The organism is Streptomyces sp. NPDC026538 (genome assembly GCF_055567535.1).
Genome location: NZ_JBVHQG010000005.1, coordinates 151897 through 170633, shown reverse-complemented (window position 1 = coordinate 170633; position 18737 = coordinate 151897). Strand labels below are relative to the sequence as shown.

Genomic DNA, 18737 nt, shown 5'->3' with positions numbered 1-18737 from the left:
TCGAGAAACGATAGATTCCCATCGCCAGTCGATGGAAGGATGGGTCGTGGGGAAGCTGACAGTGCGCGCGTTGCGCGCCGTGCTCGCGGTGGTGCTCACCGGCACCGTGTTCGTGCAGGCGGGAATGGTGTGGACGCTCGCCAGGGGGAACGATCCCGAGGACGGGTCGCTCCCGCTGACCGCGTTCCGCGTGATCACGATCCTGGGCATGGTGTCGGCCCAGGTGGCCCTGGTCTGCGTGTGGCGGCTGGTGACGATGGTGCGGCGCGGAACCGTGTTCTCCGACGCGGCCTTCCGGTACGTGGACAGGGTGATCGGCGCGATCGTGGCGATCGCCCTGCTGTGGTTCACGGTCACCGCCCTCAACGCGCCCGGCCAGCGGGACGACCCGGGCGTCACGATCATCATGGGCGGGGTGGGCCTGGCCATCCTCGGGGTCGCGCTCATCGTGCTCGTCCTGCGGATGCTGCTCGCCCAGGCCGTCGCGCGCGACGTCGAAGCGGCGCAGATGCAGGCCGAGCTGGACGAGGTCATCTGATGCCGATCGCCGTCGACATCGACGTGATGCTGGCCAAGCGGAAGATGTCCGTGGGCGAGCTCGCGGACCGGGTGGGGATCACGCCCGCCAACCTGGCGGTACTCAAGAACGGCCGCGCCAAGGCAGTACGGTTCGCGACGCTCGCCGCGCTCTGCGAGGTGCTCGAGTGCCAGCCGGGCGACCTGCTGCGCTGGGAGGCCGAGGACGCCGCCGGCGGATGACGTGCCCCCGGGCGGGCGAGAAAGCGCCTCCGCAGGTGATTTCCGGGCCGTCGTACCGGAACTCGGTCCGGGGATTCACCCGACGCCGGTCACGGCCGGGCCCGACAGCACCGTGCACAGCACGTCCAGCGCCCCCGACCAGGCGTGGTCGGCGGGCGTGCCGTAGCCGAGGACGAGGGCGTCCAGGGGTGCGGTGACCGCGTCGGGGTGGCGGTGGCGCGGGGTGAGGCCGTCGAGGGCGAGGCCCTGGGCGGCGGCGGCCCGGATCACCCGGTGCTGGGTGCCGGGCGGGAGCCGCAGCAGCATGTGCAGGCCGGCCGCGATGCCGGTGACCCGGATCTCCGGGGCGCGCTCGGCGAGGGCCGCGACCAGGGCGTCCCGGCGGCGCCGGTAGCGGGAGCGGGACGCGCGGACGTGCCGGTCGTAGGCGCCGGAGGTGATGAACTCGGCGAGGGTCAGCTGGTCCGGTGCCCCGCAGGTGTCCACGCCGCCCTTGACCGCCGTCACCTCCCGGGCCACACCCGGCGGCAGCACCATCCAGGCCAGCCGCAGTCCGGGCGCCAGGGACTTGCTGGCCGTGCCCAGGTAGACGACCTCGTCGGGGGCGAGGCCCTGGAGGGCGCCGACGGGACGGCGGTCGTAGCGGAACTCGCCGTCGTAGTCGTCCTCCAGGACCAGGCCGCCGGTGCGCCGCGCCCAGTCCACGACGGCCGCCCGCCGGTCGTGGTGCAGCGGCGCGCCCATCGGGAACTGGTGGGCGGGGGTCAGCAGCACCGCGGCCGGTCCCTGCGCCAACCCCCTGGTGTCCGTGCCGCGTTCGTCGAAGGGCAGCGGGCGGGTACGGAGTCCGGCCGCCGTCAGCAGCTGCCAGTGTTCGTCGAGGCCGTACGACTCCACGGCGACCGTGTCCGCCCCACGGTCCCGCAGCAGCCGGCCGAGCAGCCCGAGGCCGTGCGCGAACCCGGCGCAGATCACGATGCGCTCCGGGTCGGCGCGCACCCCCCGGGCGCGGGCGAGGTAGGCGGCGAGCGCGGTGCGCAGTTCGACGCGGCCGCGCGGATCGCCGTAGCCGAAGGCCTCGTTGGGGGCGGCGGTGAGGGCGCGGCGGGCCGCCCTGAGCCATTCGGTGCGCGGGAAGACCGAGACGTCGGGGTGGCCGGCGCGCAGGTCGTAGGCGGGGTGGTGGGCGGTGGTACCGGTGGCGGGCGTCGTTCCGTGCCGCCCGGACGGCGACGCCGTCGGCTCCCTGGTCGCGACCCGGGTGCCGGAGCCCTGGCGGGCGGTGAGCCAGCCCTCGGCGACCAGGTCGGCGTAGGCGTCGGCGACGGTGTTGCGGGCGATGCCCAGGTCGACGGCGAGGGACCGGGAGGAGGGCAGCCGGGTGCCGGGGACCAGCCGGCCGCCGCGGACGGCTTCGCGCAGGGCGTCGGTCAGGCCCCGGCGCAGCCCCGGACCGGCCGGTTCCAGATGGAGGTCGAAGCCCAGAGTGGCCCATGTTTTCCCCATGGAAATGGACCATACTCCTGGGCTGCCTGGCTCCTAGGGTCGAGATATGACCACAGAACACCCCACTGCGTACGCACCGGAGCACACCCCCCGTCTGGCCTGGTCGGAGCTGGTGCCCGACGTCTACCGGGCGATGGTCCGGCTGGACACCGCCGCCCGGAAGGGCCTCGACCCGAAGCTCCTGGAGCTGGTGAGGATCCGGGCCTCACAGCTCAACCGCTGTGCGCTCTGCGTGGACATGCACAGCAAGGACGCGCTGGCGCAGGGCGAGAGCGTCGGGCGGATCATCCAGCTCAGCGCCTGGGAGGAGTCCGAGCACTTCTACACCGAGAAGGAGCTGGCGGCGCTGGGACTGACGGAGGCGGTGACCGTCCTGACGGACGGCTTCGTGCCGGACCACGTCTACGAGCGGGCCGCCAAGCACTTCGAGGAGGCGGAGCTGGCGCAGCTGATCGCCGCCATCACGGTCATCAACGCCTGGAACCGGTTCGGGGTGACCTGCCGGCTGGTGCCGGGGCACTACACGCCGGGGCAGCACGCGTGAGCAGGGCCGGTGACGTGCGGGCCGGGGCTCCGGCGGTGGGCCGCGGCGGCGGTCCGGGAGATCGCCGCCGGGCTCCGTCGAACGGGGCGGCCGGGATCACCCCACGTGGCTGACCGTCCTCGGGCGGAAGCGCCGGTACAGCACCACTCCGGCCGTCAGCGAGGCCAGGCTCGCGGCCGCCGGCGCCCAGGGGTTGCCCGTTCCGGTGTGCGCGAGCGTGCCGGTCGTCCGCTGCCGGACGACGGTGGCGGGCGGCTTCGGCGCCGGGTGGGCCTTGGCCGGGTGTGACGGCTGGTGGCGGACGGGGGGCGGGGGAGGTGTGGACGGGCCGGGCTCGTCGGGATGGCCGTTGACGGACTCGTTGCCGAAGACGGGATTGCCGACACCCACCGCGTTCACGCTGTTGCCGACGACGTTCAGGGGAACGTCGATCGGAAGCTGGATGTTGTTGCCGGAGAGGACGCCCGGCGAGTCGTGGGCGCTGCCGACGGCCGCTGCCCCTTCCTTCTTCTCCGCGGACTTGCCCCCCTCGTTGGCGCACCGGTTGCCCATCGCGGGGTTGAGGAGCCCGACGACGTCGACGGTGTTCCCGCACACGTTCACCGGGATGTGCACCGGCAACTGGATGTCGTTGCCGGACACCAGCCCGGGCGAGCCGGCCGCGGAACCGTCCGCGGCCGAGTCGGCCCACGCGGGCCCCGCGACCGCCATCGCACCAGACGCGACGGCGAAGGCGATCACACTGTTTCGGGTAGCCCGTTTCATGGGTTCCCTGCCCTTCCAGACACGTCGCGGGCACTCACCCGCGATCGGCGAAATCCAAGCAAAGCGAAATAAGTAGTACCTTTTTGGGCCGGTATCGAGGCGATACGGGCGTGCCGGGCTGGATCGTGCGGACCCGCCCGGCCGTGGACGAGACGAGGCGAGTCGTGCCACGGTCGTCCGGTCCGGCGCCCCGCCGACGTCTCGCTGCGCCGAGGTTCGCTTCGGGCAGCGGATGCGCGCACGACGGCGGGGGCACCCGGCCGAGGATCGACGCGGCCGGCGGCTGTCGCGCGTCGGCCTGTGGCGGCACAGGCCGGGCGGGCGGCGGCGAGGTGTCAGAGCGCCTGGTTGTTGCAGCCCATGTCCGAACCGAGGTGGCTCTGCTGTGCGCCCGGGTTGCCCTCGCCGTTCAGCAGGTTGCCCGCCAGACCGGTGATCGCGCCGACGCTGCCGATCACCTCGATGTTCATGTCGTGCGAACGGCACTCGGTGGCCTGGGTGATGTCGAGGTCGCGGCCCAGGTCGTCGTGAGCGGACGCGGTGTTGGCACCGAAGGAGCCGACACTGCCGAGCATGGCGCCCACGAGGACTGCCTTGTGGAACTTGCGCATGGGTTCTCCATTGGTCTGGCGGATGGAATCTGCAAGAGGTCGTGCGGAACGTGCGGATGTTCGCCGGCGCGGCCGTCAGCCGAGCCGGGGCAGCCCCAGCTGGCCGACCGGAGGTGCCGCGACCTGCCCGAGGCCGACCGGGGAGAGCTGCGGCGCGCCCGGCGACCCGAGCTGCGGGCTGAGGAGCGGGTTCACCTGCGGGTTGAGCTGGGGGTTCACCTGCGGGGCGACGATCGCCGGCGCCTGCGAGGCGAAGCTCTGGGGTACCTGGGGTACGGCCAGCTGCGGGGCGACCTGCGGCATGACCTGGGGCATGACCTGCGGCACCACCTGGGCCGGCTGCGCGGGGGCGGCCTGGACCGGTTGCGGCGGGGCGGCCTGCTGCGGGTACTGCGGCGCGGCCTGCTGCTGGTAGGGAGGAGGGGCCTGCTGCTGGTACTGCGGTGCCGCCTGCTGCGGGTACTGCGGGGCCGCCTGCTGCGGGTACGGCGTGGTGGCGGCCTGCGCAACTCCCTGCGAGGAGGCCGTGCTGGAGGCGTAACCGGTCGGCTGTGGGGCGGGCGCGGGCGCTGCCTGCTGGACCGGCTGGGGCGCGGGTGCCGGGGCCGGCTGGGGAGCGAACTGCTCGGGAGCCGGAGCCGGAGCCGGAGCCGGGGCGGGACTGCCTTGTCCGATGGGAGCGGCATGACTGACACCGCCGCCGAGTGCGGACAGACCGCTGGCCGCCACTGCAAAGAGCGCGGCCTTGTGAAGCTTGCGCATGAAACCCTCGGCCCTTCGATACCTGATGGGGAAGTCCATTGCATTCAGCGCGGTCGCACGTGCAGTCGGTGTGATACTCGTACTGCATCGCCGGCAGCATTAATTCCGATAAGCACGCGGACTTCGCATTCGGAGCCGACAGCGATTGCCTCACCCTCTTCAGGTCCACGGTCGCTGCCCTCTCCTCGTCGGAACGACGATCGAGCGGCTGCGGTCACGGGATCCAAAAGCCCGTCACCCATTTGCCTCCCCACGGGGCGGACTTCATCACCCGCACACCCTGCGGCAAATGGGTGACCACGACCCGGCGACCGTTTCTGGGTCTGCGCGCGTCTCGTTCCCCACGGGGCAAGAACGATGGTTCACCGCAGCCGCGCAGGGGCGGCAGGAACAGCGAAAACTGCGCTGTCATAAGCATTTCATCAGATTCCGTGCACAGGTCAATGAAGGGCCGAGAATTCCATGCGCAAGCTTCGTAGGGTCGCGCTCGTCGTCGCAGCAGCCGGAGGTCTCACCGCCGTCGGTGCCGGCCCAAGCTCCGCCGTCACTCCCGCCGCCTACAACGGGGCTGTGCCGCCTCCCGTTTCACAGCCGGACGCCCAGGCCGCCTCGGCCGCCTCCGCTCAGGCGACCGCGCAGTCCTACGGCTCGCCGGCCCCGCAGCAGGCGCCCCCGCAGCGTGCCACCGAGGTCGCCCCGCAGATCAATCCGCAGCTGAACCCGCAGATCAACCCGCAGCTTTCCTCGCCGGCCCCGCAGCCGGCGCAGGGCCAGGCCGCCCCGGTGAGCCAGACCAACATGTTCCGTCCGTCCCAGGAGTGCAGCCCGCAGAGCCTGCTCGACGCGAACGTCCCGGTCGCCCTGCTCGCCGCTTCCCAGACCCGCGGCATCGACTGCTCCCAGGCCAACAGCCAGTCGAACTCGCTCGCCAACGCGCGCCAGGGATGACGGCCAAACGTCGCCGCGCGGCGGGGAGTTGTCGAAAATCGCCACCGACGGGTCCATGTCGACGCGATACGACTTTCGGGTGCTTTCGCCTTGTGATCGCGAAATCGGCGCGTCGTCGCCATCATTGGCGTATTTCGTACTAATCTCCCGTAACTGTAATAAGTCGATCTCCCACAGATCGCACCCACTCACTCCCCGGAGATGACATGCGTAAGCTTCGCAACGTTGCCGTCCTGATCGCCGCAATCGGCAGCATCGGACTCGTCGGCGGCACGGCCCACGCCGACCAGGGCGGTAAGGGCGGCGAGCACGGCGACAAGTTCAACATCCAGCAGAGCTCCAACTGCAAGTCGCACGACCTGAACCTGGACGTCCTCGGCGAGGTCGGTCTGCTCGACGGCGTCCTGGGCAACGCGCTGAACGGCGAGGGCAACCCGGGCGCCCAGGCCACCGACATCGGCTCCACCATGGGCTGCAACAACAGCGCCTTCTGAAAATCTGATCGGCGCGAAAACGTCGGTTGACAAATGGTCCCGGTGCCGGGCTTCAGGCCTGCGCCGGGACCATTTGTGTGCGTCGGCAGACCTCCGAGGTAGCGAAAATTACGCGAGTTCGGCGCGCCGCTGGATTATCTCGGTTATTTCGTATCAACCTTCAGGTCAAGGATGTCGATCTTTTCACCGATCGCGTCTACCTCACCTCACCGGAGATGAAATGCACAAGGTACGTATGGCTGCCGTCCTCTTCGCCGCATTCGGGAGCATCGGGCTCCTGGGCGCCGGCGCCGCCCACGCCGACCAGGGCGGCCACAAGCGAGGCGACAGCTTCGACATCCGGCAGAGCAGCACCTGCACGTCGCACGACGGCAACGTCGACATCCTCGGCGAGGTCGGCATCGGCAACGGCCTGGGCGGCAACCTGCTGAACGGCGAAGGCAACGCCGGTGCCCAGCAGAGCCACCTCGGTTCGGACATGGGCTGCAACAACAGCTTCGGCAAGTAGGCCGAAACGACAGATCCCGGTGTCCCGGCAACGGCCGGGGCACCGGGATCTGTCAATGGCGCTCAGAACTCGATGTGCGGCTTCTTGAAGCCCTTGGGCAGCTCCGCCGTGTTGGAACAGTCCACCTCCGGCCCGGCGTTCGTGGATCCGCTGCCCAGCAGTCCGTCCTCCGGATACACCACGCTCGGCCGGTCGGTCGTGTCGCAGTTCTGTGTCTGCCGGATGACGTGCGTGCCGTCCTTGTCGGAGTGGATCTCGCTCTTGCGGACGCAGACGGTGTCGCCCTGCGCGTTGGTCTTGCAGTCGCCCGAGTGGCCGTCCGCGTACGCGTGTCCGGCGCCGACGCAGATCGCCGCGAGACTCCCGACGAGGCCCGTGACGGTGGCAATCTTCTGCCGAGTGAACATGTGCTGCTTTCCTTTGCAAAAGAGGCCCGGTCGCGTGCCGTTACCGGCGTGCGTCCGGGCCCGAGAAGGTCGAATCAGGGCATCCTGCGCCGGGACGCGGCGGCGACCGCTACCGACGACAGGATGGCGGCAGCCCGGACGCGTGCCCCGAGGGAGCGGTGCGTCCGGGCTGCCTTCGCCACGGGGTGTCACTCAGCAAGCCGCTGAACGGACCCCGGAGTTCGTGCGATGTTCCTCGGGCTTCCGAAGGAGGCCGATGCGCTCGTGACGGCGCCGAGAGGACAAGTCCTCGGTACGCCGTTACTCGCCCTCGCCGCCCTGCTGCTGGCCGTACCCCTGCTCGGGCTGCTCAGACTGGTCGGGGCCGGCCTTCTGCTCCTCCGGCTGACCCTCCGGCTGCCCCTCCGGCTGACCCTGCGGCTGCGCCTCGGGCTGGCCCTGAGGCTGCGCCGCGCCGTAGTAACCGCTGCCGACGGCGACGGCGTTGGCCGACGAGTTGGCCACGGCGGTGACGCCCTGGCCCGCGTCCTCGCCGCCGGCGGCGAAGCTGGCCCCGGCACCGACGAAGGACAGGCCGGCAATCGCCGCCGCTACGACCGCGGCGCGCTGAAACTTACGCATGATGTGACCCTTTCTTGTCCGGGCAGGACAGCCCGGCTTGACTACACAATGTGAGCATATACACACATTTCGTAGTCATTCAGGATCTACACTCGGTCATGTCGCGTCGTTCTCGCCTCGCGTCGTCGCCCGCCACCGCCGCGCGTGCCGGTCCTCGCGGGTGCCGGTCGACCCCCACGTCGAGGGGGAACAGGTCACCTCGGGCCCGAGCCGCGCCCTCCCGCTGCCCAGGACGGCGGGCACCTCCAGAGGCTGCACCGTCTGGCAGGTGTCCTGATGGGGCGGGAGTTCGCCTTCGGGGACCTCGCCCTTGAACCGCTGGGTGCAGGTGAGGTTGCCCAGGAGGTCACGGGTGCAGTCCCCCGGGTCCGCTGCGGCATACGCCTGGCCGACGCCGGCACCGGACGCGACGAGACCGCCGACGAGCACCGAGAGGGCCGCGATCTTCTTCCTGTTCACCATGTCAAGCTCACCCTCTGAAAGCGGTGTTGTACTGGCCGCAGGTGGTGTCCGTGGTGCCCGCGAGACCAAGCACACCGATCGGCACGTCGTTCTCGGCGACCGTCTGCGGACTGCATTCCTGGTAGGGGCGGTAGAGGTCGGACACCTGCAGCCCGTTGCCGGAGCTGTCGGCGACAGCGGTGCCGGCGCCGAGGGCAGACAGGCCGCCGGCCGCCGCCACCGCCGCGAGCACGACCTTCTGAAGCTTGCGCATGGAAACCTCGATTCTTTTTCTGTACATCGAGACCGATTGCCTAGCGTGACCGCGCAAACACTAGCAGTAGCCGCATGCGTCTTACCGCACGGGAGATCCGTGTTCCCCATGGGGCATATAGCCCGACGAAATCACCAGACGGACGCCAATTGACGGTACGGGGACGCGAGTTGTGGTTGGCCGCATAAAGACGCCGATACCAATACGGTCGTATCAGAGGGAAGTTGGGTCAGAGGAGTTCCGGCTGCGCGGCCCGCAGGTGATCGCTCGCCGGCACGGAGGCGATCAAGTCCCGCAACTTCTCGGCATATCGCCGCACGTTCTTGTAGGCGGCCTCGGTGTCCGGGTAACGGCAGGCGAACCACAGCCCCTCGTGCAGTCGGCTCACCCAGGCACACACCTGGTCGCCGTACGACACCCGGATCAGCCCGTACGTCTTCTGCTCGCTCCAGTCGGCCGAGCCGGGGGTGAGGCGGGCGTCCACGTACGAGACGATCGAGTACATGTCGGGCGAGGTCGGCCGGAAGTCCGCACCGAGCAGACGCAGTACGCGGGCCAGCGGAATGCGCGCCAGCGACCGGTTGGCCCGCAGTTCGGCGCGGACCGTGGCGAGCGCGCCGTCGAAGTCCCGTGCCGCCGGCACCTCGATGGGTGCGCCGCCGACGTACCAGCCCACGGAGTCCGACCACTCGGACTTCAGCCGGGTGTGGAACGGCACGACCGTGCGGTAGACCGGCTGCCCGCCCAGCTCGTGGACGATCAGACTGGTCGCGGCCAGGATGCCCACCAGGCTGCCGCCGTAAGGGCGGCAGTGCGCCTCGAACGCGGCGGCGGCGTCCGCGTCGACGAGCGGCTCGCACATCAGCTTCTGGGCGGGCAGCGCGCCACCGGGTTGCAGACCGAGGTCGACGGGGAACTCGGGAAGCCTCCCGTCACACCGGGCGATGAACTCCCGCCAACGCGCGACGATCGCGTGTGTGTCGTCGATCCCGTCCGCGTTCGCCCGCTCGTGCCGGCAGAAGTCGACGTAACTTCCCACCGGCGTACCGGTGACGGGCCGCCCCGTGACACCCGACGTGTACAGCCCGTGGATCTCGTTCGAGGTGAGCTGGAGGGAGTAGGCGTCGACGTTGGTGTGGTCGAAGGCCATGTACACACTGGTGGAGTCGTCACGGACGACCGCCGCGTAGATGAGGTTCGGCCAGTCGAGCGCGTCCGCCGCGACGTCGAACCGGTCCTGCAGGTAACGGGTCAGCACCTCCGCGTCGGCGAAGTCGCCGACCACCTCGCGGTGCAGCGTCACGTCGTTCGCGTCGAGCGTGAACCGGTGCATGTCGTCGCCGACCCAACGGAAGCCGCTGCGCAGCGTCTCGTGACGCAACGTCCAGCCGTGCAGGGCCTCTTCCAGCGCGTCGAGGTCGGCCCGGCCCGGCAGGTCGAACGCCGTGCCGAGCCAGGTCGGTACGAACAACCCGTCCTCGCGCACCGCCCGCGCCGTTCTGATGTGCGACTCCTGGATGTACGCCGGCGGCCGCGGATCCGGCGGCAGCGCTGTCGCGGCCGCGACGGTCGCCGGGCTGAACGTCCACTCGACTAGCCGTCCGGGCCGGACCTCGCAGCGCTGAATGTCAGAAATTCGCACGATGGCGTCTCCTTCACAGAAGACACCAGCTTGATCAAGTCAAAGCCGTGCGCGAGCGATGGCCGCTGTGTCGCCCACTTTTCAGCGAGACGTGTGACACCTCGAACGAGTTGACGGAAGCGGCTCAGGACAGCCACTTCTTCCACACCGAAGGGTGGTCGTCCACCCACTTCTTGGCGGCCTCCTGAGGGCTCAGCTTCTGGTCGGCGATCATCAGCGAGACCTCGTTCTGGTCCTCGGTCGTCCACTTGAACTTCTTCAGGAAGGCCGCTGCCTTGCCACCGCTCTTCGCGAAGTCCGCGTTGAGGTACTTCTGCAGCGGGGTGTGCGGATAGGCGCAGGCGATCTTGGCCGCGTCGGCGTCACAACCCTCCCGGTACGCCGGGAGCTTCACCTCGGTCATCGGCACCTTCTTGAACAGCCACTGGGGCGAGTACCAGTAGGTCAGGAAGGGCTTCTTCTCCTTGGCGAACTGCTTCATCTGGGTGATCTGGGCGGCCTCGGAACCGGCGAAGACGACCTGGTAGTCCAGCTTCAGGTTGTTCACCAGCGCCTTGTCGTTGGTGACGTACGACGGTGACCCGTCCAGGAGTTGGCCCTTGCCGCCGCTCTCCGCGGTGCGGAAGAGGGAGGCGTACTTGTTGAGGTTCTTCCAGTTCGTGATGTCGGGATGCTGCTTGACCAGGTAGGTCGGCACGAACCACCCGATGTGCCCGGTGACCCCGAGGTCCCCGGCACGGCCGATGGTCTTCTTGTCCTCGACGTACCGCTTCTCCTGGTCCGGGTGGCCCCAGTCCTCCAGGATCGCGTCCACGCGTCCCTGGCTGAGCGCGTCCCAGGCGGGCACCTCGTCCACCTGCACGGTGTCGACGCGGTAGCCGAGTTCGTGTTCGAGGAGGTACTGGGCGACGGCCACGTTGGACTGCGCGCCGACCCAGGACTGCACGGACAGGGTCACGGTCTTCGATCCCTGCGCGTTGGCGAAGGGCGAGGCCTGCTTGGTCATGTCGGCGGCACCGCAGCCGGTCGCGAGGACCAGCACGGAGGCGGCGGCCACGAGGGTCGTACGACGCATGGTCAGGCTCCCTTCCCCGTACGGCGTTCCGTGGGCTGGGTGACGCGGTCGAGCATCAGGCCCAGGCAGACGATGGCGGCACCGGCCACCAGCCCGGTCGCCAGGTCGCCCTGGGCGAGTCCGAAGGCGACGTCGTAGCCGAGGGCGCCGCCGCCGACCAGGCCGCCGATGATGACGACGGCGAGGACCAACACCACACCCTGGTTGACGGCGAGCAGCAACGCGGGCCGTGCGAGCGGCAGTTGGACCTGCCACAGCTGCTGACGGCCGGTCGCGCCGAGCGACCGCGCGGACTCCAGGGCGGCGGGGTCGACCTGCCGCAGCCCCTGGGCGGTGATCCGTACGACGGCGGGCAGCGCGTAGACGACGGCGGCCGCCACGGCCGGGGCGCGGCCGACGCCGAACAGGGCGACGACCGGGATCAGGTACACGAACTGTGGCATGGTCTGGAACACGTCCAGGACCGGGCGCAGGGCGCGTTCGACGCGGTCGCTGCGGGCGGCTGCGATACCGGTCGCGAAGCCGAGGACGAGGGTGACGGCGACGGCCGCGAGGACCTGGGACAGCGTGTCCAGCGACGGCTCCCACACGCCCAGCACACCGATCGCGGCCATCGCGAGGACGGCGGTGAGCGCGGTGCGCCAGGTGCCGATCAGCCAGGCCAGGGCGGCGACGATGAGCAGCACCGACCACCAGGGCAGCCACTGCAGGCCCGACCGGACGGGGTCCAGGATCCAGGTGGTGAAGTGGGCCGCCCAATCGGCGGTACCGCCCACGACCGGGACGCCCGAGTACAGGTGGGCGGTCATCCAGTCGACGGCACGGTTGACCGGTTCGGAGAAGTTCAGGGTCCAGGCCGCGGGCCAGTCCAGGTCGCCGAGGAGACGGGCGGCGACGGCGACGGCCACGGTGGCGGCGAGGGCGTAGAGGAGGCCGAGCGGGGAGGGGCGGGTGTCGCCCCGGTCGCCCGCCGCGGCGGTGATGCGGTCCAGGACGACCGCGAGGAGCACGATCGGGATGCCGGCCGCGAGGGCCGCGCCGACGTCGACCGAGGCGAGGGCCTGGTAGACGCGGTCGCCGAGGCCGCCGGCGCCGATGACGGAGGCGATGACCGCCATCGACAGCGCCATCATGATCGTCTGGTTGAGGCCGAGCAGGAGTTCCTTGCGGGCGAGCGGGAGACGGGCGGTCAGCAGCCGCTGCCTGCGGGTGGCGCCCAGGGAGTCCACGGCCTCCAGGACTTCCGGGTCGGCGCCGCGCAGGCCGAGGGCGGTGAGCCTGGCCATGGGCGGGGCGGCGTAGACGACGGTGGCGAGCACGGCCGCGGGGACGCCGATACCGAAGACCAGGACGACGGGGAGGAGGTAGGCGAAGGCCGGGAGCACCTGCATGGTGTCAAGGACCGGACGCAGGGCGCGGTGCAGCCGGTCGGAGAGACCGGCGCCGAGGCCGAGGACCAGGCCGACGGCGACGGACGCGAGGACCGCCACGACCATCAGGGCGAGGGTCTGCATCGTCGGCACCCACATGCCGAGGGCACCACAGGCGAGGAACGCGGCGGCCGTACCGGCGGCGAGCCGGAGGCCGGCGACGCGGTGCGCGACGGCGGCGGCGAGCACGGTGACGCCGGGCCAGCCCGCGGCGAGGAGCGCGAGGTAGACGACACGGACGGCGAGGACGACGGCGTTGCTGATGTAGCCGAGGAAGTAGAGGAAGAGGGGGTGTGTGTCGCGGTTGTCGATGACCCAGTTGCTGGCGGAGGTGAGCGGTGCGGAGAGGTCGACGGTGAGGGTGTGGGGCCAGGCGGCGCTGGTCCAGTGGGAGTCGGCGAGGGGGACGAGGACCGCGGCGACCACGGCCAGGGCGAGGAGCTTGCGCACGGCCTGGCTGGCGGGCAGGGCCATGCGACGGGGGCTCGGGACAGTGATCGTCGCCATCAGACACCCTCCGGACTGGTGCGGGGGGCGGGGGGTTGCACTTGCCCGCGCTCGCGGGGTGCCGCCGCGCCCACCCTCCCCGGCTCTCGGCTTCGCTCGATCGGGGGGACCCCCGTCGCCCCAGCGGCACGACTGCCCGCGGCTGAGTCGGCTGAGTCGGCGTCCGGCCCGCCCGCGGCGGCGGAACTGTCGGCTGCGGGACCTCGCGACGGGCCGTCCCCCTCCCCACCTGGGGGCGGGGGGCTCTGACATGTGCGGCTCTGCCGCGTGGGCGCGACCAGCCCACCACGGCCCGCAGCCGAATGACTGCCCACAGCCCCCTTCGCCACGACGCCGAGCAACGTGTCCGCGTCGACGACGCCGACGCACCGGTCCCCGTCCACGACCCGCGCCGGGGCGCCGGCCCCCGCCACCACGTCGATCGCCTCGGCGACCGTCGCGGCCGTGCCGACCGCGGGTCCCGCCGAGGCCTCCCCGTCCTTCGCCGGCCTCATCGCGGAGCGCACCGTCAGGACCTGCTCGCGCGGCACGTCCCGCACGAACTCCCGGACGTAGTCGTCGGCCGGGGACCCCACGATCTCCTCCGGCGTCCCGAGCTGCACCACCCGGCCGTCCCGCATCAGCGCGATGCGGTCGCCGAGCTTGAGCGCCTCGCTCAGGTCGTGCGTGATGAAGACCATCGTGCGGCCCTCCTCCTGGTGCAGGCGGACCACCTCCTCCTGCATGTCCCGCCTGATCAGCGGGTCGAGCGCGCTGAACGGCTCGTCGAAGAGGAGCACCTCGGGGTCGACGGCGAGCGCCCGCGCCAGCCCCACCCGCTGGCGCTGGCCGCCGGACAGCTGGCCGGGACGGCGCTGCTCCATGCCCTCGAGACCGACCTTGGCGACGACCTCGGCGGCCCGCCTGCGCCGCTCGGACCTGCCGACGCCCTGGATCTCCAGGCCGTACCCGACGTTGTCGAGGACGGACCGGTGCGGCAGCAGCCCGAAGTGCTGGAAGACCATCGCCGCACGGTGCCGGCGCAGCTCCCGCAGCCGGCCCTTGTCCATCGCACGGACGTCCTCGCCGTCGATGGCGATCGTGCCGGAGGTGGGCTCGATGAGCCGCGTCAGGCAGCGGACCAGCGTCGATTTCCCGGAGCCGGACAGGCCCATCACCACGAAGACCTCGCCCTTGCGCACGTCGAAGGAGACGTCACGGACGGCGGCCGTACAGCCGGTGCGGGCGCGCAGCTCGGCGGGCGCGAGCCCGGTCAGCTCGGGGTCCGCGGGCACGCGTTCGGCCTTCGGTCCGAAGACCTTCCACAGGCCGTCGACCGAGAACACAGGGGTCGAGGCAGGGGGTGTGGCAGGGGTCGTCACAGGGGTCGTACTACTCATCACGCACCGCCCTTCAGCAGGTCCACGGCCCTCTCGCCGACCATCAGCACTCCGATCATCGGGTTCACGGCCGGCATGGTCGGGAAGACGGACGCGTCGGCGATACGGATGCCGTCCAGGCCGCGGATCCTCAACTCCGGGTCCACCACGGCCAGTCGGTCGTCCGCCGCGCCCATCCGGCAGGTGCCCGCCGGGTGGTACACCGTGTGCGCGACCTTGCGGGCGTACTCGCTGAGCTCGGCGTCGCCGAGGATCTCCGGCCCGGGGCACACCTCGCGCTTCAGCCAGCCGGCCAGCGGCTCGGTCTTCGCGATCTCGCGGGCGATGCGGATGCCGTCGACGAGGGTGCGGCCGTCGTAGTCGTCCTCGTCGGTGAAGTAGCGGAAGTCCAGCGCGGGCTTCACGGACGGGTCGGCGCTGGTGAGGTACAGCCGGCCGCGGCTGCGCGGCTTGGGGATGTTCGGGGTCATCGAGACGCCGAACTCCGGGCGCCGGTAGCCCAGTCGCTCCGGGTTGTCCGTGAACGGGATCTGGTAGAAGTGGAACATCAGGTCCGGGCCCGCGTGTTCGGGGTCGCGGCGCACGAACAGGCCCGCGTCGGAGTCCATCGCGGAGTTCTCCGGGATCGGGCCGTTCGTCTCCCAGACGATCACCGACTCGGGGTGGTCGAGGAGGTTCTCGCCGACACCCGGGAGGTCCAGCACGGCCGGGATGCCGAGCGCTTCGAGGTCCTGGGCCGGGCCGATGCCCGAGTGCAGGAGCAGCCGCGGGGAGTCGACGGCGCCGGCGCACAGCACCACCTCGTTGCGGGCCCGTATCAGCAGGTCCTCGCCGTCCTTGGTGCGGACGTGGACGCCCTCGGCGCGGGTGCCGTCCAGCTCCAGCCGGTGCGCCCAGGTCTCCAGCAGGATCGTCAGGTTGGGCCGCTCGTCCATCACGGGGTGGAGGTAGGCCACCGAGGCGCTGGACCGCTTGTTGTCCTCGGGGTGGTAGGCGAGGTCGAAGAAGCCGACGCCCTCGGTGAACGGCTTGCGGTTGAAGCCCTCCACGCGCGGGACGCCCAGCGCCTCCTGCGCCGCGTCGACGAAGTCGCGGGCGATGGCGTTCCGGTCCTTCTCGTCGACCGGGACGATGTTGTTGAGGAGGCGGGCGTAGTACGCCTCCATCGGGACCGCGCCCCAGCCCTTGGCGCCGGCCTCCTCCCACTCGTCCCAGTCGGAGGGCAGCGGCTTGAAGGCGATGAGCGTGTTGTGGGACGAGCAGCCGCCGAGGACGCGGGCCCGGCTGTGCCGGATGTGGGAGTTGCCGCGTGGCTGCTCGGTGGTCGGGTAGTCGTAGTCCAGCTCGCCGCCGAGCAGGCCCATCCAGCGGCGCAGGGTGAGGACGTCGTCGCGGCCGACGTCGCTGGGACCGCCCTCGATCACGGCGACCGTGACGTCGGGGTTCTCGGTGAGACGGGAGGCTATGACGGAACCCGCGGTTCCGCCGCCTATCACGACGTAGTCGTAGGTGTGGGACTGGGACATGGGGGGTGCTCCAAAAGGCTTCCGAAGACCTCGGTGAGGCTTCTCGCGTAGCCGCTCTCTCGTCCGGCGGCTCTTCTCGCGTCGCTGCTTCCTGGGTACGGCGGCCGGGTGGGCTCAGCCGGCGAACCAGCGCACCGGCCGCGGCGCGAGGTTCTGGTAGACGTGCTTGGTCTCGCGGTACTCGGCGAGCCCGGCGGGTCCCAGCTCGCGGCCGGTTCCGCTCTTACCGAAGCCGCCCCACTCCGCCTGCGGGAGGTAGGGGTGGAAGTCGTTGATCCAGACGGTGCCGTGCCGCAGCCGCCCCGCGACCCGGCGGGCGCGTCCGGCGTCGGCGGTCCAGACGGCACCGGCCAGGCCGTACTCGGTGTCGTTGGCGAGGGCGACCGCCTCGTCCTCGGTGCGGAAGGTCTCGACCGTGAGGACCGGTCCGAAGACCTCCTCGCGCACGACCTTCATCTCCCGGTGGCACTGGTCGAGGACCGTCGGCTCGTAGAAGTAGCCGCCGGCGGGACGGTCGGCGGACGGCTCGGGGCGCTTGCCGCCGGAGCGCAGCACCGCGCCTTCGGCCAGCGCCGACGCCACGTACGCCGCGGTCTTGGCGCGCTGCTGTTCGGAGACGAGCGGGCCGCACTCGACGCCGTCCGCGGTACCGCGTCCGAGGCGGATCCGGGCGGCGCGGCGGGCGAGTTCGGCGACGAACCGTTCCCTGAGCGGCTCCTCGACGATCAGCCGGGCGCCCGCCGAGCAGACCTGACCGCTGTGGATGAAGGCGGCGTTGAGGGCCTGGTCGACGGCGGTGTCGAAGCCCTCCTCGGTGGCGCAGGAGTCGGCGAAGACGACGTTGGGGTTCTTGCCGCCGAGTTCGAGGGCGACCTTCTTGACCGACACGGCGGCCGCCTGGGCGACCTTGACCCCGCTGACCAGTCCGCCGGTGAAGGAGACCAGGTCGACATCGGGGTGTTCGGCGAGGCGGGCGCCCACGCTGTGGCCGGGGCCGGTGACGAGGTTGGCGACTCCGGCCGGCAGCCCGGCCTCCACCAGCAGCTCGATCAGCGCGACGGTCGTCAGCGGGGTGATCTCGCTCGGCTTGATCACGAAGGTGTTGCCCGCCGCCAGCGCCGGAGCGATCTTCCAGCTCGCCTGCAGCAGCGGGTAGTTCCAGGGGGTGATCAGGGCGCAGACACCGACGGGCTCGTGGACGACGACGCTGTGGATGTCGGGCGAGCCCGCGTCCACCACCCGGCCCGCACCCTCCGCCGCCACCAGGTCGGCGAAGTAGCGGAAGGCGTCGGCGACACAGTCGATGTCGACCCGGCCCTCCTCGACGGTCTTGCCCGCGTCCCGGCTCTCCAGGAGGCCGAGCTTTTCGCGGTCGCGCACGAGCAGGTCGGCCACCCGGCGCAGCAGGGCGGCGCGCTCGGCGACCGGGGTGCGGGGCCAGTCGCCGGTGTCGAAGGCGCGCCGGGCGGCGGCCACCGCCACCTCCGCGTCCTTCTCGTCACCCTCGGTGACCACGGCGAAGGGCAGGCCGTCCGCGGGGTCGATGATCTCGCGTGTCGCGCCGGAGACGGCTTCCAGCCACTCGCCGCCGGCATGGATGGTCGCTTGTGCCGTTCGGTCCGCCATGATCGGTATTGCCTTCCGTTCCTGTTCAGTGCCCCTGTGTGACAGAGGAGTCACACTCGGGGACCGTCAGCACCTGCCCTCGGCCGGGGATTGCATGCGCAATCCGTGGCCGAAAGTGGGCCGCCTCACTGAACAGGCGGGCGAAACGGGGCAAAAAAACCTCTCAGGGCGTGGCACCCGCCGCCTCGGTGTGCGTGGCGTGCCGGGGCCTGCTCTTGGCCGAGATCTGACCGACGAGTTCCCAGAAGCACACCAGGGCAGTCACCGGCGGAATCCCGAAAATCACTAACGACAACAGTGCATGCGACGAGTGGCTGGCGCACAGCGCCACGGCGAGGACGGAGGCGGCCAGCACCACACACCAGGACCGGCGCGCACTGCGGCGCTGAGCGGTGGCCCGCAGGACGGAGAGCGCCGCCACGAACCAGGGCCCGTACACCGTCAGCGGCCAGTACCGCGCCAGCCCCGCGGGCAGCACGCCCGAGGCGATCCCGCGCAGCTGCCCGTAGGAGTAGCAGACGGACCAGGTCAGCATGCACACCGCGCACAGCGAGACCGCCGCGATCAGGAACGTGATGTGCGTGACGCGCCGGCCGCCGTCGAGCAGGTGAGGCTCCTGGCGGGGTCGCCGACGGCTGCCCCTGCGCTGGGCCGGCACGTCCAGCAGGGTGGGAGCCGCGCTCGCACTCACGCCGGTCGGCGCGGACAGCATCTGCGCCAGCTCCTCGACCGGATCCCAGTCGTTCGGCGCGACACCCGGCTCGGGTGCGCTCCAGCCGTGCTCGTAGCGACCGGTGTGGTCGTAGAGACCAGAGTGGTCATAGAGGCCGGCGTGATCATAGAGACCAGGGTGGTCGTACAGACCGGTGTGATCATAGAGACCGGCGTCATGCTGAATCCCGTCCATCGGTA

Annotated in this window: 21 protein-coding genes; 6 read left to right on the top strand and 15 right to left on the bottom strand. The window is 70.8% G+C overall.

The genetic code is table 11. The features are described 5' to 3' along the window. Positions 1-46 precede the first annotated feature (46 nt). Positions 47-538: a DUF2975 domain-containing protein gene (locus ACZ4N4_RS21230; RefSeq protein WP_467590932.1), complete on the top strand. Its 492-nt coding sequence runs from the start codon at positions 47-49 to the stop codon at positions 536-538. Further along, a complete protein-coding gene (locus ACZ4N4_RS21225; protein WP_450754410.1) occupies positions 538-759 on the top strand; it encodes a helix-turn-helix domain-containing protein in 222 nt (73 codons plus the stop codon). The genes ACZ4N4_RS21230 and ACZ4N4_RS21225 overlap by 1 nt, the downstream gene beginning before the upstream one ends. Before the next feature lie 75 nt (positions 760-834). Here ACZ4N4_RS21225 and pdxR read toward each other — a convergent pair whose 3' ends face one another. Continuing rightward, positions 835-2265, bottom strand: coding sequence for a MocR-like pyridoxine biosynthesis transcription factor PdxR (pdxR, locus tag ACZ4N4_RS21220; protein WP_467590929.1), 1431 nt, complete (start codon positions 2263-2265; stop codon positions 835-837). A gap of 46 nt (positions 2266-2311) precedes the next feature. Between pdxR and ACZ4N4_RS21215 the strand changes: the two genes are divergently transcribed. Next, positions 2312-2809: a carboxymuconolactone decarboxylase family protein gene (locus ACZ4N4_RS21215; protein WP_453568990.1), complete on the top strand. Its 498-nt coding sequence runs from the start codon at positions 2312-2314 to the stop codon at positions 2807-2809. Between the two features lie 96 nt (positions 2810-2905). Here the strand turns inward: ACZ4N4_RS21215 and ACZ4N4_RS21210 are convergent, their stop codons facing one another. The 3 genes from ACZ4N4_RS21210 to ACZ4N4_RS21200 form a co-directional block, all read right to left on the bottom strand. Continuing rightward, positions 2906-3574, bottom strand: coding sequence for a chaplin (locus ACZ4N4_RS21210; RefSeq protein ID WP_467590925.1), 669 nt, complete (start codon positions 3572-3574; stop codon positions 2906-2908). 335 nt (positions 3575-3909) lie between these two features. Next, entirely contained in the window at positions 3910-4185 is a 276-nt protein-coding gene (locus ACZ4N4_RS21205; protein WP_453568994.1) for a hypothetical protein, read from the bottom strand. A 75-nt stretch (positions 4186-4260) separates the two neighbouring features. Continuing rightward, positions 4261-4947 (bottom strand): hypothetical protein, encoded by a 687-nt coding sequence (locus ACZ4N4_RS21200; protein ID WP_467590922.1) that lies wholly within the window; start codon positions 4945-4947, stop codon positions 4261-4263. 462 nt (positions 4948-5409) lie between these two features. Here ACZ4N4_RS21200 and ACZ4N4_RS21195 point away from each other — a divergent pair, with 462 nt between their 5' ends. From ACZ4N4_RS21195 to ACZ4N4_RS21185, 3 genes are all read left to right on the top strand, one after another. After that, the gene (locus tag ACZ4N4_RS21195; protein ID WP_453568998.1) at positions 5410-5895 is read left to right on the top strand and encodes a hypothetical protein; all 486 of its coding nucleotides are present in this window, start codon (positions 5410-5412) and stop codon (positions 5893-5895) included. Positions 5896-6101: 206 nt separating this feature from the next. Beyond that, positions 6102-6389: a hypothetical protein gene (locus ACZ4N4_RS21190; RefSeq protein WP_453569000.1), complete on the top strand. Its 288-nt coding sequence runs from the start codon at positions 6102-6104 to the stop codon at positions 6387-6389. Positions 6390-6609: 220 nt separating this feature from the next. Next, positions 6610-6897: a hypothetical protein gene (locus ACZ4N4_RS21185; protein WP_450754398.1), complete on the top strand. Its 288-nt coding sequence runs from the start codon at positions 6610-6612 to the stop codon at positions 6895-6897. 62 nt (positions 6898-6959) lie between these two features. On the opposite strand, the gene ACZ4N4_RS21180 is transcribed toward ACZ4N4_RS21185, so the two are convergent. The 11 genes from ACZ4N4_RS21180 to ACZ4N4_RS21130 all read right to left on the bottom strand — a co-directional run bounded on the left by ACZ4N4_RS21180 (position 6960) and on the right by ACZ4N4_RS21130 (position 18732). Beyond that, positions 6960-7304, bottom strand: coding sequence for a hypothetical protein (locus ACZ4N4_RS21180; RefSeq protein WP_453569002.1), 345 nt, complete (start codon positions 7302-7304; stop codon positions 6960-6962). Between the two features lie 300 nt (positions 7305-7604). After that, positions 7605-7925, bottom strand: coding sequence for a hypothetical protein (locus ACZ4N4_RS21175; protein WP_453569004.1), 321 nt, complete (start codon positions 7923-7925; stop codon positions 7605-7607). A 96-nt stretch (positions 7926-8021) separates the two neighbouring features. Next, entirely contained in the window at positions 8022-8387 is a 366-nt protein-coding gene (locus tag ACZ4N4_RS21170) for a hypothetical protein (protein WP_467590917.1), read from the bottom strand. 7 nt (positions 8388-8394) lie between these two features. Further along, the gene (locus tag ACZ4N4_RS21165) at positions 8395-8640 is read right to left on the bottom strand and encodes a hypothetical protein (RefSeq protein ID WP_453569007.1); all 246 of its coding nucleotides are present in this window, start codon (positions 8638-8640) and stop codon (positions 8395-8397) included. A 229-nt stretch (positions 8641-8869) separates the two neighbouring features. Then, positions 8870-10282: a condensation domain-containing protein gene (locus ACZ4N4_RS21160; protein WP_467590913.1), complete on the bottom strand. Its 1413-nt coding sequence runs from the start codon at positions 10280-10282 to the stop codon at positions 8870-8872. Between the two features lie 124 nt (positions 10283-10406). Next, entirely contained in the window at positions 10407-11357 is a 951-nt protein-coding gene (locus ACZ4N4_RS21155) for an ABC transporter substrate-binding protein (RefSeq protein WP_467590911.1), read from the bottom strand. A 2-nt stretch (positions 11358-11359) separates the two neighbouring features. Further along, complete coding sequence (locus ACZ4N4_RS21150; protein ID WP_467590908.1) at positions 11360-13294, bottom strand: ABC transporter permease; 1935 nt, start codon at positions 13292-13294, stop codon at positions 11360-11362. Then, a complete protein-coding gene (locus ACZ4N4_RS21145; protein WP_467590905.1) occupies positions 13294-14673 on the bottom strand; it encodes a quaternary amine ABC transporter ATP-binding protein in 1380 nt (459 codons plus the stop codon). The genes ACZ4N4_RS21150 and ACZ4N4_RS21145 overlap by 1 nt, the downstream gene beginning before the upstream one ends. Then, the gene (locus ACZ4N4_RS21140; protein WP_453569016.1) at positions 14673-16199 is read right to left on the bottom strand and encodes a GMC family oxidoreductase; all 1527 of its coding nucleotides are present in this window, start codon (positions 16197-16199) and stop codon (positions 14673-14675) included. The genes ACZ4N4_RS21145 and ACZ4N4_RS21140 overlap by 1 nt, the downstream gene beginning before the upstream one ends. A 114-nt stretch (positions 16200-16313) precedes the next feature. Then, positions 16314-17825, bottom strand: coding sequence for an aldehyde dehydrogenase family protein (locus ACZ4N4_RS21135; protein ID WP_467590902.1), 1512 nt, complete (start codon positions 17823-17825; stop codon positions 16314-16316). A gap of 163 nt (positions 17826-17988) precedes the next feature. Further along, positions 17989-18732, bottom strand: a complete 744-nt coding sequence (locus tag ACZ4N4_RS21130; protein ID WP_467590900.1) for a DUF2637 domain-containing protein — start codon at positions 18730-18732, stop codon at positions 17989-17991. Between the last annotated feature and the right edge of the window lie 5 nt (positions 18733-18737).

Bases quoted from the DNA above. Each gene is read 5' to 3' on its own strand.
- ACZ4N4_RS21190 (WP_453569000.1), top strand. From the start codon at position 6,102: ATGCGTAAGCTTCGCAACGTTGCCGTCCTGATCGCCGCAATCGGCAGC.
- ACZ4N4_RS21170 (WP_467590917.1), bottom strand. From the start codon at position 8,387: ATGGTGAACAGGAAGAAGATCGCGGCCCTCTCGGTGCTCGTCGGCGGT.
- pdxR (WP_467590929.1), bottom strand. From the start codon at position 2,265: ATGGGGAAAACATGGGCCACTCTGGGCTTCGACCTCCATCTGGAACCG.
- ACZ4N4_RS21140 (WP_453569016.1), bottom strand. From the start codon at position 16,199: ATGTCCCAGTCCCACACCTACGACTACGTCGTGATAGGCGGCGGAACC.
- ACZ4N4_RS21130 (WP_467590900.1), bottom strand. From the start codon at position 18,732: ATGGACGGGATTCAGCATGACGCCGGTCTCTATGATCACACCGGTCTG.
- ACZ4N4_RS21225 (WP_450754410.1), top strand. From the start codon at position 538: ATGCCGATCGCCGTCGACATCGACGTGATGCTGGCCAAGCGGAAGATG.
- ACZ4N4_RS21210 (WP_467590925.1), bottom strand. From the start codon at position 3,574: ATGAAACGGGCTACCCGAAACAGTGTGATCGCCTTCGCCGTCGCGTCT.
- ACZ4N4_RS21180 (WP_453569002.1), bottom strand. From the start codon at position 7,304: ATGTTCACTCGGCAGAAGATTGCCACCGTCACGGGCCTCGTCGGGAGT.
- ACZ4N4_RS21195 (WP_453568998.1), top strand. From the start codon at position 5,410: ATGCGCAAGCTTCGTAGGGTCGCGCTCGTCGTCGCAGCAGCCGGAGGT.
- ACZ4N4_RS21215 (WP_453568990.1), top strand. From the start codon at position 2,312: ATGACCACAGAACACCCCACTGCGTACGCACCGGAGCACACCCCCCGT.
- ACZ4N4_RS21150 (WP_467590908.1), bottom strand. From the start codon at position 13,294: ATGGCGACGATCACTGTCCCGAGCCCCCGTCGCATGGCCCTGCCCGCC.
- ACZ4N4_RS21135 (WP_467590902.1), bottom strand. From the start codon at position 17,825: ATGGCGGACCGAACGGCACAAGCGACCATCCATGCCGGCGGCGAGTGG.
- ACZ4N4_RS21175 (WP_453569004.1), bottom strand. From the start codon at position 7,925: ATGCGTAAGTTTCAGCGCGCCGCGGTCGTAGCGGCGGCGATTGCCGGC.
- ACZ4N4_RS21205 (WP_453568994.1), bottom strand. From the start codon at position 4,185: ATGCGCAAGTTCCACAAGGCAGTCCTCGTGGGCGCCATGCTCGGCAGT.
- ACZ4N4_RS21165 (WP_453569007.1), bottom strand. From the start codon at position 8,640: ATGCGCAAGCTTCAGAAGGTCGTGCTCGCGGCGGTGGCGGCGGCCGGC.
- ACZ4N4_RS21155 (WP_467590911.1), bottom strand. From the start codon at position 11,357: ATGCGTCGTACGACCCTCGTGGCCGCCGCCTCCGTGCTGGTCCTCGCG.
- ACZ4N4_RS21145 (WP_467590905.1), bottom strand. From the start codon at position 14,673: ATGAGTAGTACGACCCCTGTGACGACCCCTGCCACACCCCCTGCCTCG.
- ACZ4N4_RS21185 (WP_450754398.1), top strand. From the start codon at position 6,610: ATGCACAAGGTACGTATGGCTGCCGTCCTCTTCGCCGCATTCGGGAGC.
- ACZ4N4_RS21200 (WP_467590922.1), bottom strand. From the start codon at position 4,947: ATGCGCAAGCTTCACAAGGCCGCGCTCTTTGCAGTGGCGGCCAGCGGT.